Origin of the sequence: Companilactobacillus allii, assembly GCF_001971585.1 — a bacterium.
In the GTDB taxonomy this organism is placed as follows: Bacteria; Bacillota; Bacilli; order Lactobacillales; family Lactobacillaceae; genus Companilactobacillus; species Companilactobacillus allii.
This window is the reverse complement of sequence record NZ_CP019323.1, coordinates 503,375-517,373: the sequence shown is the minus strand read 5'-3', so window position 1 is coordinate 517,373 and position 13,999 is coordinate 503,375. Positions and strand designations below refer to the sequence as shown.

Sequence of the window (13,999 nt, the reverse complement as noted above, 5' to 3'; positions counted from 1 at the left end):
ACAAATCATAATTTTCTAAATACAATTATGTCTGTTACGCTAATTAATTTACAAATTTGAGACCGATCACAGCAATGATGATCAGAAAAATAAAAAAGAATCGTTTGAAGCTTCTAGATTCGTGAAATATCCACATATTCATCAATGATCCACCAGCTGCTCCAATTCCCGTCCAAATGGAGTAGGCAATTGACATGGGTAGTGTCTGTAGTGATAAATACAATAATGAAAAACTGAAGACAAACGAAGTAACCATACCGACTAGAGCCAGCTTTTTCTTAGATGCAGAGTAAAATCCCAAAAAGGTCACTCCAGACATCTCACCACAACCGGCTAATATTAGAAAAATCCAATCCATTAATGTGCCTGTCTTTCTTCAATATCAGTTACAACTTTGAGCCCTATTACGCCGATAGTTAGGAGGATTATGAAAAACAGCCTTGCCCAACTAAATGACTCGTGATAGACCAAAACGCCTGCTAATACGACAAATAGCGATCCTAGACCAACATAAACAGCGTAGGTCGTACCAGCGGGGATATTCTTACTGGCGTCGATCATAAGATAAAAACTAAAAATCAAAATTGCGATAACGATGACTGCTGATATAAGTGAATGACTGTGTTTCATTGCAGAAACCCAGATCACTTCCAGTAAAGCACCGATGAAAATTTCAAACCAACTTCTGGACATAATTGCCACCTCGATAGATTGTGATAATAACTAATTTACGTGATATGTACTATTAGTCAATCACGTTTTGAGCGTAAGAATTGATAGAAAAAACTTTAAAATGATACCATAAATTTAAATAAATCAGACAAAGTAGTTGATAAAAATGGATAGAGTAAATGTTGAATTATTTAAAATATACGGAGGAATCGCTTTATTAGTATTGACCTGCATCATTTTAGCATTAATTGTAAATGATCTGTTAAGGCGAAGAATGATTTTTGCGTGCAGCACTTTATTAATAGACAGTCATGAAATATCAAAAGTCTCCATGGATGAAAAGACGGAGCGATATCTTATGAAACACCGTAATCACAAATTATATCGTATCAATGAGTCAATTGAAAAGAGAGATAATGTCTTGAAATATCAACTATGTCTTGAAAAACGGGCGTTTGAATTCTACTTGAAGAAGAGAAATATATGGAATTATGATGTCGTTGCCGTTAAGATGGATCGATAGTTTAGGAAGAGAGCGTGACAAAACACGTTCAGTTTTCGTTTATAAGTCCAAAAAGTCGTTATTTACGTAAGTAAATATAGATTTTTTGGACTTATAGGGAGAAAATTGTGTTTTGGCACGCGTTTTCACTGCAAGTTTGAGTAGAAAAAGAGTTATGTCACAAACTCTTTTTTAGCATTTAATTGTAAAAAAATATTTTTGAACTCATTTTCAATAAAAAAATGAAAATAAAAACTTTTTCATTTTTTCAGGATACTGGCCCGGTTTGATTGACTAACGCGTGAAAATCAGCTACCATGTTTATAAATTTTATCTATATATAATAGGTAAAACGAAAAAATAGGAGGCTTCTTCATGTCGGCATGGGAAACAAAATTTGATAAAAAAGGATTCACGTTTGATGACGTTTTATTGATACCTGCAGAAAGTCATGTTTTGCCAAACGAGGTTGATCTGTCTGTTCAATTAGCAAAGAACATAAAGTTGAATACACCAATCTTGAGTGCAAGTATGGATACAGTTACAGAAGCACCAATGGCCATCGCAATGGCTCGTCAAGGTGGTTTGGGTGTTATTCATAAGAATATGTCTATCGAACAACAAGCAGACGAAGTTTTAAAAGTTAAACGTTCTGAAAACGGAGTTATTATCGATCCAATCTATCTAACTGTAGACGCTCCGGTAAGTGCAGCTGAGGATTTAATGCATACTTATCGTATAAGCGGTGTTCCAATTGTTTCTAATACTGAAGAATTAAAACTCGTAGGAATTATTACGAACCGTGACCTTCGCTTTATCAGTGATTACTCAGTAAAAATTGATACTGTTATGACTCACGAAAATTTGATTACAGCTCCAGTTGGTACTTCATTAGAAGATGCTGAAAAGATTCTACAAAAATACAAGATTGAAAAATTACCATTGATCGATAAAGAAGGTCGTTTGGGTGGTTTAGTAACTATTAAGGATATTGAAAAAGTTGAACAGTTCCCAAATGCCGCTAAAGACCAATATGGTAGACTCCTTGTAGCTGCTGCAGTCGGCGTTACAAGCGACACATTTGATCGTGCATCTGCATTACTCAATGCTGGTGCTGACGCAATTATTATTGATACAGCACATGGTCATTCAGCAGGTGTTTTGCGTAAGATCTCAGATATTCGTGAAAAATTCCCAGATGCTACATTGATTGCTGGTAATGTTGCTACAGCAGAAGGTACACGTGCCCTTTACGATGCCGGTGTTGATGTCGTTAAAGTAGGTATTGGACCTGGTTCTATCTGTACAACAAGAATCGTTGCTGGTGTTGGTGTTCCTCAATTAACAGCCGTTTATGACGCTGCTAGCGTTGCTCATGAATATGGCAAGACTATCATCGCTGATGGTGGTATCAAGTATTCAGGTGATATGGTAAAAGCTCTAGCTGGTGGTGGTAACGCCGTTATGCTTGGCTCAATGCTCGCTGGTACTGATGAAGCACCTGGCGATTTCGAGATTTATCAAGGACGCCGTTTTAAGACTTATCGTGGAATGGGTAGTTTAGCTGCTATGTCACATGGTTCATCAGATCGTTACTTCCAAAGTGGAGTTAACGAAGCAAATAAACTAGTTCCAGAAGGTATCGAAGGTCGTGTCGCTGCTAAAGGTGCCGTTGGCGATGTGATTTATCAAATGTTAGGTGGACTACGCTCAGGAATGGGCTATGTCGGTGCACATAACTTAATCGAATTACAGGATGCACAATTTGTGCAAATTTCAAATGCCGGATTGAAAGAATCACATCCACATGATGTTACTATTACAAAAGAAGCTCCTAATTATTCAGTACGTTAAAACTCAGAGCGAGTCAAAACACGAATAATTTTTGAGCATTAATCTAAAAAAGGCTGATATTTGCGTATGCAGATATCAGCCTTTTTTAAATTAAGCGGAATAAATTGTGTTTTGACTCGCGTTTCATCAATATAGAGCAGGGAAAAATGAAAGGTCTAAATGTTTACAACATCGCTAAAAAATATGAAACAACTTATTCCATAACAAATCGAGCAATTTTTTTATAATCAAATGTTTTCAAAACAACTAATGAGGCAGTTGTATACCAGTGATTTTTGCCAATTGATCTAACAATTCTTCCTGCAAAGAAGTATCGTCTGCACGACTATCATAATGACTAGGTTTCAAATGGTATAAGTATTGTCCAGTAATTGAAGAATCTTTGGTACTTGCTAACCAAACTTGGCCAGCATAACCCTGTTCCAAATCATCATTAGCACCACTTCCACCCATCTTGGTTGGTACCCAGCCAGGATCAATAGCATTTGTTGCAATATTTGGCCATAGTCTAGCTATTGCTTTGGCCAGTATCAAAACTTGAAGTTTGGATGAAGAATAATCAGTGTTTGTTTCAAGATTGTTAAGATCTAGAGAAGCTCCATTATGCATGCCTGATGAAACATAGATAAGTCGTTTCGGCTTATCAACCAAGGCTGTTAGTAAATATGGAGCCAATACATTTATTTTGAAAATCAATTGGTGACTGGCAGAAGCCACACCGGCGTTATAGATTATCGTATCGAAAGGTCCAATATCATTAATTTGTTTGGCCAAATTTTTAACTTCAGATTGGTTAGAAAGGTCCCCAATCAGTATTTTAGAATTTGGCAATTCTTGATGTACATCTTCGGCTCTCTTTTGATTGCGGGCGTGTAGAACAATTTCGTGACCCATTGATGAAAGCTTTTTTGCGGCCAATAAGCCGAGTCCATCAGTTGATCCAGTAATGAATATTTTTGACATGTTAGTAAACCTCCTTTTCATTCACTGATTTCATTATCCATTTTATGAAGTAACGTGAGTAATCCCTGAGTTTCTGTAGAAGATAAAGATTCAACAACTTGATTTTCAACCTCAGCAAACATATGTCCCAACTCTTTAATAACTGAAGTTCCTCTATCAGTTAAAAAAATCCGTTTATTACGGTCACTATGACGATCACGTCGTCTGATAACATAACCGTCACGTTCAAGATTCTTCAACATACTAGATACACTAGCATCTCGAATACTCAATGATTCGGCAATCTGACGCTGAATCATTCCGGGTGTCTTTTCGATCAGTTCAAGGGTTCTTGCCTGTTGAACTGTTAAGTCGTATTTGTTTGATTTTTCATTGAAGAGTCGTTGTTGATTAAAAAGTATTGAGTGTAATAAATCGTTTATCTCCTGGGCATACTCATCCATGGTTTCCTCCAGCGTTACATAATTATATAAATTATATCATAAGCCTGCTGTAATAACGTTTGATAGGTTAAGTTTCTTATAGTTAGATATTTAATAATTAAATGCTTGACAGTCAGTTACTTTGGTATTATAACTTAAATTATCGATAATTTAACGCTTAGATATCTAAGCATTAAAAAGTGAGATAAATAAAAAGTAAAGAAGTGAGAACAATGTTGTTACGTCATGCGGAAATGAAAGATCTACCACAAATCGAACAAATTATCTTGGAAGGAAAGGCCCATCTGGCGGCCCAGAATATCAATCAATGGAGAGGACAATATCCGAATATGGATGTCTTAGTCCACGATATTCAAAATGGGTACAACTTTGTTCTGGCGCAAGATGAGGAAATCCTAGGCACTGTTTCAGCGATTCCGGGTCCAGATATGAGCTATCAAACTTTGGACGGAAAATGGTTAACTGATGAGGGTGAATATATTTCACTACATCGTGTAGCAGTCTCCGCAAAGCATCGCGGTCTTGGTTTGTCTACGAAACTGTTCAATGCTGTATTAGATGAACTAGCACTGAATCTGTCAATTAAAGGCATCAGAGTGGATACACATCAAGAAAATCTCGGTATGCAACATGTTATTAAAAAAGCAGGATTCCAAGAAACCGGCTATGTAAAAGTACTAAATAGTAGTAATACTGATCAAGTGTTCAATATTGGCTACGAGAAACTTAACCTACCAGTATCACTACCAATGGCAAATTAAAAAGAGACCGGAAGGTCTCTTTTTTGGTATAAAAATCCTTTGTTGACTGTCACGTTACGTTACGGCATACAATGAAATGTATCGTGATGTGACAAAGCAAAGGAGAATATAAATGACCGAACAATCAAATGAAGCGCTAACAAATAAGATTATCTCACTAGAAAAAGGTGCACTAGACAAGTGGTTTAAAGGCGATACGTCTGGATACTTAGATATCTGGTCACAAAATAACTTTTCTTACTTTGATGGTGTTGTTGAAAAACGGGTCGATACTTATCAAGAAATCAAAAAAATGGTGTTAGCTAATGTTGAAGGGAAGTTATTTGCTGATAAATATGATATGTTGTATCCCAGAGTACAAAGCGGTGTGGATATGGCAGTATTAACTTATCAATTATTTGCAAAAACATCCCTAAATGATATGCGATACAATTGCATTGAAGTTTACCAAAAAGAAGGCAGTGATTGGAAAGTCATCCAATCAACATGGTCATTCATTCGACCAATGGATATGGAATTCGGTAGTAAAAAAGCAATTGTTTAAAAATATAAAGTTAGCGAGATGCAATAATGGACAATAAAATGAAGGCAATTCGTATTAGTCAAAAATCGAGTACAAAAGAATTGGTACCTGAATCAGTAGATCGACCAGTGATAAAACCAGGCTATGTCGTTATAAAGGTCAAAGCCTTTGGTGTGAATGAGTCAGAAGTAACTAGTCGTAAAGGGGAATCATCAGCTGATTTTTCTTTTCCAAGAATACTAGGAATCGAAGGCGTCGGAGTAGTTGCTGAAGTTGGTGAGAACAGTTCATTTGAAGTTGGTCAAAAGGTAGCCACGATGATGGGTGGATTGGGAAGATCCATTGATGGCGCCTATGCAGAGTACACACAAGCCAAAGAAGAAAACGTTATACCAATATCGACTGACCTTGACTGGGGAACTATCGGTGCTTTACCTGAGATGTTACAGACGGCTTATGGGTCACTTAGTCGTGGATTAGATCTACAAAAAAATGAGACGCTTTTAATTCGAGGTGGATCATCAACAGTTGGTTTAATGGCAGCTAGTCTAGCAAAATATCTTGGGGCAAAGGTCATTTCAACGACACGTCATTCTGAGAGCTTAACGACTCTAGAAAAATATGGAGCAACTTATCCATTATTGGATGATAAAGACTTTGAAAAGAACATGCATCAAATTATGCCTGATGGTGTGGACAAAGTGTTAGAACTGGTTGGTACTACATCCTTACTTCAAGATATTAACTTCTTAAAAGAGGGCGGTAAGTTGTGTTTCGTAGGTGCTTTGTCAGGCAAGTGGACCTTAGATGAATTTTCACCATTTATGATTCCAACAGGAACCTTTCTTACGAGCTATGCTGGTGAGGCTAATGATCTACCAGCAAAGGTATTTAATGATATCTTGAAGGAAGTCGAACAGGATAAATTGGCTGTTCCGATTGCCAAAGTCTATCATGGCCTAGCAGAAGTTGGTCAAGCTCAAGAAAACTTAGAGTCTGGTAAATATAGTGGTAAACACGTGGTAGTTCTATAAGAAAATAATACAAAAAACTAGCGTTAATGGCGATGACCATAACGCTAGTTTTTTTTGGTATCACTCAATTCTTTTCGGTATCATTTATAGTATAATGATACCGAAAAGGAGGGGATGATCTTGAAAGAATTCAATTACTCCGACCTAAATGAATTTATTTTTAACGATGAAATAGTGAATAAGTTAAATCAAATATATGAATTACGTGGAAAATTATTCAATGTTCAAATTAACTTTCAATCGGTATTAGACCATTTAGTCGATATTGCTAAAGTTCAAAGTACAGATGCTTCGAATAGAATTGAAGGAATATATACCAGTGATACTAGACTTAAGCAATTGGTGGAAGATAAAACGCAACCTCATAATAGAAGTGAGGCTGAGATTTCTGGGTATCGAGATGTGTTAACTTTGATTCATGATAATTTCCAATATATTCCTATTAGTAAGAATTCAATATTGGCTTTACATAAGAGATTATTTAATTACACAGATAGTACTTGGGGTGGTCATTTTAAAGATTCTGACAATCAGATTATTACAGAGTACTCTGATGGTAAAAAGGAGATACGCTTTATGCCACCGCCATCTCATTTAACGCCAGGATTAATTGAGAACCTATGTGATGAATATAATCACGCAGTGAAAGAAAAAAAAATTCCAGCATTAATATTGACTGGAATTTTTATCTTTGACTTTGTTTCCGTTCATCCCTTTAACGATGGTAATGGGCGAATGTCTCGGTTGTTGTTACTTTTGACAATGTACAAAAGTGATTTTGATGTTGGTAAATATATTAGTATTGAGCAGCTGATAGAGAAGACAAAAGAGAATTATTACTCATCTCTTAAAGCTAGTTCAATAGATTGGTTTGATAACAAAAATGATTATAAGCCGTTCATTAATTACTTCTTAAGCATTGTTTTACAAGCATATCGTAACTTATATGAAAGAATAGATACTTTAGAAGATCAGCCTGTTTCAGCATCTGACTTAGTTTTAAAATATTTACAAAGTGAATTGAGACCATTGTCAAAACGTGACTTAATTGAATTGATTCCTCAATATAGTGAAATCACCATCAAACGTGCTTTATCTGAATTAAGGGAACAATCTATTATTAAAATCATTGGTAAAGGAAGAGCTTCTAAATACGTTTTGAATTAGCTTTTTTCTTGTTGATCAAACTGTGACCATATCCATAACCGAAGTAAATCACTAGACCGATTCCAGTCCAAATACCGTACATATGCCAAGTGAATGGTTGTAATTGTGTCATCAAATAGATGCAGGCAAAGAATGAAATCAGTGGAAAGATTGGATATAGCGGTACTTTAAACGCCGGTTTCAAGTCGCGTGTGTTCTTACCATGACGAAGAAAAATGACACCGATCGAGGTCGAGGCAAAGGCTAGTAATGTTCCGATATTGACCAATTCAGTTATTTTTTCAATTGGTAAAACAGCCGCTGCGATTGCTGCAGCTAATCCTACCAAGACTGTGCTATTTGCAGGAATACTATTCTTATTGACGGACTTGAACCCCTTAGGTAATAAGCCATCACGACTGAATGAGTAGATCAAACGAGTACCACCATACATGATTACTAAAAGGACAGTCGTCATTCCCATAACGGCACCAAGTGAAATAATTCCTGATGCCCAATTTTGATTGAGGATATTTAGTGCATGTGCCACTGGATCGGCAACGTTTAGTTGCTTATAATTGACCGCTCCAACTAGGACAAAGGATACTAGACTGTACAAAACTGCGACTATCAATAATGAGGCAATAATTCCAATCGGCATGTTCCTTTTGGGATTCTTGACTTCCTCACTAGCAGTTGAAACGACGTCAAAGCCTAAGAAAGCATAAAATGCCACTGATGCTCCTTTACCGATACCACTCCAGCCAAATGGTAGAAATGGACTGTAGTTTTTGGGTTTAACGAAGAATGCGGCAACGACTACGAATAATAAGATGACAAATATCTTAACGTAGACCATGATGGCATTGATCTTGACTGATTCAGTCAATCCTTGAAGTAGTAATACTGTCGCTAACAAGACGATCACAAAGGCAATAATGTCGAATCTTCCTTGTGAATTACCACTTGTGTTAGCGGCCGATTGTAAGGCTTTGGGGAGAGTTATGCCAAATCCAGCTAATAGGTTACGAAAGTATGCTGACCAGCTGACAGCCGTTGATGCGGCCGCAAAGAGGTACTCAGATACTAACGACCAGCCAACTATCCAAGCAACTACTTCGCCATAAACTGAATAAGAGTATGTGTAAGCACTACCTGCTAAGGGAATAGTTGAAGCAAACTCGGAGTAACAAAATGCTGCGCCAATACAAACTAGTGCTGCGAAGAGGTATGTGAAAATAACACCAGGTCCAGCATAATTTGCGGCAATAATACCTGGGGTGATGAAAATACCGGAACCGACGATAACACCGACTCCCATAATGATCAGATCTTTTGAGCCTAGCGTTCGCTCCAGGACAGTATCCTTATTTTTAAGGTCATTTATAACGTCTTTTTTTCTGAAAAATGACGGCATATACTCAAGCCTCCCATTTTAATTTTTTTTTAATCATATTAGTATAATATAAATTTGAGTACTATAGAAGTTTTAACACAAACTTTTCTAGTGTGAAAGTGATAATATTTGAATCAATGAATACTGAGGGGTGAAATTATGTCATACGATTTTGATAAAGAGTTTGATCGTCGTAACACTAATTCTGAGAAGTGGGATGTTTTGGAAAATGAACTTCCTATGTGGATAGCTGACATGGATTTTCAAACGGCACCAGAAATTATGGAGGCTATGAAAAAATCAATTGATGGCGGGATCTTTGGCTATCAATTCGTTCCGGACAGTTATTATGAAGCTGTAAAGAACTGGTTTGAACTGGAGCACAATTTTAAACCGGAGACTGACTGGATGGTCTTCAGTACTGGAGTTATGCCATCTATTTCAGCAATAATCCGTCATCTGACAGATGTTGGTGATAATATTCTGTTGCAAGAGCCTAATTATAATTCATTTTATAAGGCAATTGAGAGTAATGGACGTAATGTCACTAACAGTGAACTTACATATAAAAACGATGCTTATCAGATTGATTGGGAAGATCTTAAAAATAAGCTATCTGACCCACAAACTACAGTTATGATCGTTTGCAATCCACATAATCCGACAGGACATATTTGGGATGCAAAGACATTGAGCCGTATTGGTCAATTGGCTAAGGACAATGATGTCTTGATTATTTCTGATGAGATCCATGGTGATCTATCAATGCCAAATAACTCATACATTCCATTTGCTTCACTGGATGAGTCAATTATTGATAACAGTATTTCACTGGTATCACCTACTAAGACCTTCAATCTAGCGATGTTACATGCATCAACTTTGTTTGTACCAAATGAGAATCTACGTAACAAAGTTAGACGTGCTATCTCTATAGATGGACATAATGAACCAGGGATTTTGGCGATCGATGGAACAATTGCGGCCTATACTAAGGGACATGATTGGTTGAGTGAATTGAGACAATATATCAGTATTAATCGTCAACTATTGTCTGATTATGTTGCTAAAAACATTCCTGAATTGACTGTTCTAAAAAGCGATGCCACCTATCTAGCTTGGATCGACTGTACTAAAGTCACAGATGATTCAGCTGAACTAAACGAGTTTATTAGAAAAGAAACTGGCTTGTATCTTGCTGAAGGTACTAAGTATCGTGGTAATGGTAGTGAGTTTTTGCGTATGAACTTGGCTACTAATAAGTCACGGGTTCAAGATGGCTTGAATCGACTAGAGCGTGGTATTCACGCATATATCAATAAGTAATATAACTAATTAATTGACAAAAAAATTGTCTTAATATAATCTCAATAATAACTTTGTATACAGTTCTTTTCTAATTGAAGGGAGCTGTATTTTTTTGAGGGGAGGAAGAATATGGATCTGTATATTTCAGCAGTCATTATTTTGGTATTAGTTGCCATTAGTAATTTGGCGGCCAAGTTTATCAAAGTAATACCTAGGACTTATATTAATTTATTTATGGGTATTATTTTTGCATGCATTCCTCTTATAAGTAAGCTGGTCATAGGCTTTGATTCAGAATTCTTTATGTCCTTTGTTATTGCACCGTTATTATTCTTTGATGGACAACAAACGAGAAGCTTTTTGGTTCAGAGAAAGTTCAAGGAGATTTTAGGGACCGCAATTATTTTGGCGTTGATTTCAGCAACGGTTGGATTGTTTGCAGTTAATAAGATATTCAAGGTTGGATTACCGTTGGCGCTAATTATGATCGCCATTAGTACACCAACGGACGCAACGGCGCTAGATTCAGTACGTGAGGGTAGAGATGTTCCTAAAAGAACTGAAGTAGTTTTGAAAATGGAGTCATTATTTAATGACGCTTCAGGAATCATCTTGTTGCAAGCAGCTGTCTTGTGGTTCAAAACTGGTGAATTATCATACACGAGAAATTTCGGAGATTTCTTGATTTCTGCAGTGGGAGGAGTAATTCTTGGTGCAGGTGTAGCGTTCATAACGATGGTTATTCGTCAGATGATCATCAGAAGTCGGTTCAATGAGACCTCATCACACTTACTTATTTACTTTGCAACGCCGATTTTGATCTATCTAGTGGCATAGAGAATCGAGTTATCAGGAATCATTGCAGTAGTTAGTGCCGGATTGATATTCAATGGTGAAATGAGCCGAAGTAGATTCTCGATACCTCGCTATCTAAGCTTTTTCAATCAGACGGTCAGTTTTGTTGGTGGAGTTTTGAATAGTTATGTATTCGTGGTACTTGGAATCTCAATTGCTAGGATTGTAACTGACCAACGGGTTGAATTGTCTACAACTTTGAAATGGCTGTGGATCGGAATAACTATCTATGTGGTTTCAACGACGATCAGGTATCTATATGCCAGGTTCTTGTCTAAGAACTCAAAAATTGAAGCTGTAACTTTTGCATTTGGTGGGGTTCATGGCGCCGTTACGTTAGCTCTTTCGTTTTCGTTATCAGAAATGGGCATCAAAGGGACTGATTTTGATTTGATACTTTTGACTGAAACAGTCGTGATTATTTTGAGTATGCTGGTACCAACAATATTGTTTAAGTTCATCTTGAATCCAATTTTGGATGATGATGACATCTTACTTAAGTCCAAAAGGGTTAGAGAAAAGATGGTTGGCGTTGGTATAAATTATGTTCGTGACTTAGAGATATCACCGGCTGTTAAAGAAAGTGTCACGTTTGATCTGTTGGATCAGACAAGAAAGACTACAGTTAAGGAATTCTTAGCTCAATGGCGAGGAGTCAATAATAGACGTTATGCTTTCAGTGGTTTTCAAGCTGTTGAGGAACGACAGATCTTGATGAATACATTTGAAAAAGAACGCGAATTTCTATATGAATTATTAGATGGTGTCGAACTGAGTGAGGCACAATATATTTATGATGTGTATAGTGAATTACTGATATCTGAATCATTGGTGTTGGATTATCGTGAATAAGGGGGATTATTATGAAAAAGGAGAGATTTGAGGCATTTACTGATGCCGTTTTGGCAATAATATTAACCATACTTACACTTGAACTACGATTGCCAGAGGATAATCATAGTATCAATGCACTTATAAGTGTAGTGCCACAATTTGTTACGTATATATTTACCTTTCTATCTATTTCAACTATGTGGATCAATCACCATTATCTGTTTGTCCATGTAAAAGAAATAGATAATAGAATTCTTTGGTACAATATAATCTTACTTTTCTGGGTATCGTTGTTACCAGCAACTACAGCTTGGGTGGGGTCGGATATTCTCGCCAGAGTACCTGCAATTTTATATGCTGTGAATATACTTTTGTATAATATGTCATTTGCCTTTTTACGAAACAGTGTAACCAAGAAAGTAGCAGATACTAAATCGGGGAAAATTATAAATAGAACAAAAAATTTGGAATGGATATCATTTTTTATAAACTTTATTTCTCTGTTAATAACTTTCTTTATTCCACCATTTGTATTTGTCGGAATAACGATAAATATGATCCTTTGGTCAATTTCAAATTTTAAAAATTAACTTTGTTTCCTTGTTTGCTTCGCAAACGCGTAATCATACACAATTTTTTCCGCTCAACTTAAATAGTCCTAGCAATCACTTTGTGATTACTAGGACTATTTAGGTTAATGCTCAAAAATTACCCGTGTATGGTTACGTTCTATTTGATAATCATCATCAAAACTGGAACCACGAACAAACTAAGAACGGTTGTTTCTGTGACCATAATAGCCGCATAATTAGAATCCGCATGATAAAGCTTGGCAACGACTGGAGCGTTGGTCATGACTGGCATGGCAGCTTGGATGATGAAGACTTGTTTCATTAATGCTGGGCCGGGAATGAATAGAAATAAGGCACTCATCAATAGTGGAGCACAGATGAATCTTCCAAATAACACTCCGACGTTTTCCTTGTGGAAGGTGACGTTGGTCAAACCGGCGTTAGAAATTGAAATACCAATGAATATCATTGATAGTGGGATCGTTAAATTACCAACATATTGGAAATCAGACATTAGAAAGTTTGGTAACTGAATATGTAGAATAACTAAGATCAAACCAATAATGAAACCCAATAATGGTGGTGATAGCAACTTACCGATAGTTGTCTTCCAATTGAAAGTTCCTTTTTTTTCGCCATCTACTTGGATTAAATAAGTTCCTAATGTCCAAAAGAAGGTCGTATTGGCCATATAGTAAACCAAAACATAAGGTAGACTTTCTGGTCCAAATAAGGCCATATTGACTGGTAAACCAACGAATACGGTATTTGAATTGAAGAACATTGATGAAAATAGTCCTTGATGATCCTTATCAATGTGAAGCACCTTTATCATTATGACCGATATTCCAATAAGGATAGTCATAGATAAACATGGAATCACTAGATTAGGTAATAACTTAATTAGTTTTGCGGCTGTAAAGTCGTGTGTGATCGTATAGATCATATAAGCTGGCAAAGCCACTTGTGTAACCAGTTTGGCGATCATTTTGGTTGATTCATCTGAGAACCACTTTTTTTGAGCCAAAACATAACCAACTGCAATTAAAATAATGATAATTAAAATTCCCTGAACACTTTGAAAAAATACTCCCATATAAATTGCCTCTTTAAAAAATATATGTGTTTTATATTAC

At 36.4% G+C, this 13,999-nt stretch carries 16 protein-coding genes; 10 read left to right on the top strand and 6 right to left on the bottom strand.

From position 1 onward, the window contains the following. Nucleotides 1–43 precede the first annotated feature (43 nt). Together BTM29_RS02475 and BTM29_RS02470 are read right to left on the bottom strand one after the other, a co-directional pair. Nucleotides 44–358, bottom strand: coding sequence for a DMT family transporter (locus BTM29_RS02475; protein ID WP_076613993.1), 315 nt, complete (start codon nucleotides 356–358; stop codon nucleotides 44–46). Further along, nucleotides 358–693 carry a DMT family transporter gene (locus BTM29_RS02470; protein ID WP_076613992.1) on the bottom strand — a complete coding sequence of 112 codons (336 nt, stop codon included), beginning with the start codon at nucleotides 691–693 and terminating at the stop codon, nucleotides 358–360. Before BTM29_RS02470 ends, BTM29_RS02475 begins: the two co-directional genes overlap by 1 nt. Nucleotides 694–838: 145 nt before the next feature. On the opposite strand from BTM29_RS02470, the gene BTM29_RS02465 reads away from it, so the two are divergent. Beyond that, complete coding sequence (locus BTM29_RS02465; RefSeq protein ID WP_076613991.1) at nucleotides 839–1,195, top strand: hypothetical protein; 357 nt, start codon at nucleotides 839–841, stop codon at nucleotides 1,193–1,195. A 354-nt stretch (nucleotides 1,196–1,549) separates the two neighbouring features. Beyond that, a complete protein-coding gene (gene guaB, locus BTM29_RS02460) occupies nucleotides 1,550–3,028 on the top strand; it encodes an IMP dehydrogenase (protein ID WP_076613990.1) in 1,479 nt (492 codons plus the stop codon). A gap of 246 nt (nucleotides 3,029–3,274) precedes the next feature. Here guaB and BTM29_RS02455 read toward each other — a convergent pair whose 3' ends face one another. Both BTM29_RS02455 and BTM29_RS02450 read right to left on the bottom strand, forming a co-directional pair. Then, nucleotides 3,275–3,991 carry an SDR family NAD(P)-dependent oxidoreductase gene (locus BTM29_RS02455; protein ID WP_076613989.1) on the bottom strand — a complete coding sequence of 239 codons (717 nt, stop codon included), beginning with the start codon at nucleotides 3,989–3,991 and terminating at the stop codon, nucleotides 3,275–3,277. A 17-nt stretch (nucleotides 3,992–4,008) separates the two neighbouring features. Further along, entirely contained in the window at nucleotides 4,009–4,434 is a 426-nt protein-coding gene (locus BTM29_RS02450; protein WP_076613988.1) for a MarR family winged helix-turn-helix transcriptional regulator, read from the bottom strand. A gap of 212 nt (nucleotides 4,435–4,646) precedes the next feature. Here BTM29_RS02450 and BTM29_RS02445 point away from each other — a divergent pair, with 212 nt between their 5' ends. From BTM29_RS02445 to BTM29_RS02430, 4 genes are all read left to right on the top strand, one after another. Beyond that, on the top strand, nucleotides 4,647–5,195 hold the full coding sequence (locus BTM29_RS02445) for a GNAT family N-acetyltransferase (RefSeq protein ID WP_076613987.1): 549 nt from the start codon (nucleotides 4,647–4,649) through the stop codon (nucleotides 5,193–5,195). Between the two features lie 112 nt (nucleotides 5,196–5,307). Beyond that, nucleotides 5,308–5,739, top strand: a complete 432-nt coding sequence (locus tag BTM29_RS02440; protein ID WP_076613986.1) for a hypothetical protein — start codon at nucleotides 5,308–5,310, stop codon at nucleotides 5,737–5,739. Nucleotides 5,740–5,765: 26 nt separating this feature from the next. Continuing rightward, nucleotides 5,766–6,752, top strand: a complete 987-nt coding sequence (locus BTM29_RS02435) for a zinc-binding dehydrogenase (protein ID WP_225972220.1) — start codon at nucleotides 5,766–5,768, stop codon at nucleotides 6,750–6,752. Nucleotides 6,753–6,866: 114 nt separating this feature from the next. Continuing rightward, on the top strand, nucleotides 6,867–7,919 hold the full coding sequence (locus BTM29_RS02430; RefSeq protein ID WP_076613985.1) for a Fic family protein: 1,053 nt from the start codon (nucleotides 6,867–6,869) through the stop codon (nucleotides 7,917–7,919). Here the strand turns inward: BTM29_RS02430 and BTM29_RS02425 are convergent. Beyond that, nucleotides 7,900–9,315 (bottom strand): amino acid permease, encoded by a 1,416-nt coding sequence (locus BTM29_RS02425; RefSeq protein WP_076613984.1) that lies wholly within the window; start codon nucleotides 9,313–9,315, stop codon nucleotides 7,900–7,902. The genes BTM29_RS02430 and BTM29_RS02425 overlap by 20 nt on opposite strands. 138 nt (nucleotides 9,316–9,453) lie before the next feature. Between BTM29_RS02425 and BTM29_RS02420 the strand changes: the two genes are divergently transcribed. The 4 genes from BTM29_RS02420 (at nucleotide 9,454) to BTM29_RS02410 (ending at nucleotide 12,881) form a co-directional block, all read left to right on the top strand. Next, nucleotides 9,454–10,620 (top strand): MalY/PatB family protein, encoded by a 1,167-nt coding sequence (locus BTM29_RS02420; RefSeq protein WP_076613983.1) that lies wholly within the window; start codon nucleotides 9,454–9,456, stop codon nucleotides 10,618–10,620. Nucleotides 10,621–10,731: 111 nt separating this feature from the next. Beyond that, entirely contained in the window at nucleotides 10,732–11,439 is a 708-nt protein-coding gene (locus BTM29_RS12675) for a cation:proton antiporter domain-containing protein (protein WP_083685902.1), read from the top strand. Nucleotides 11,440–11,499: 60 nt separating this feature from the next. Further along, nucleotides 11,500–12,309, top strand: coding sequence for a cation:proton antiporter (locus BTM29_RS12670; RefSeq protein ID WP_125673059.1), 810 nt, complete (start codon nucleotides 11,500–11,502; stop codon nucleotides 12,307–12,309). Nucleotides 12,310–12,320: 11 nt separating this feature from the next. After that, nucleotides 12,321–12,881 (top strand): TMEM175 family protein, encoded by a 561-nt coding sequence (locus BTM29_RS02410; RefSeq protein ID WP_076613982.1) that lies wholly within the window; start codon nucleotides 12,321–12,323, stop codon nucleotides 12,879–12,881. A 139-nt stretch (nucleotides 12,882–13,020) separates the two neighbouring features. Here the strand turns inward: BTM29_RS02410 and BTM29_RS02405 are convergent, their stop codons facing one another. Beyond that, nucleotides 13,021–13,959 carry an AEC family transporter gene (locus BTM29_RS02405; RefSeq protein ID WP_076613981.1) on the bottom strand — a complete coding sequence of 313 codons (939 nt, stop codon included), beginning with the start codon at nucleotides 13,957–13,959 and terminating at the stop codon, nucleotides 13,021–13,023. Between the last annotated feature and the right edge of the window lie 40 nt (nucleotides 13,960–13,999).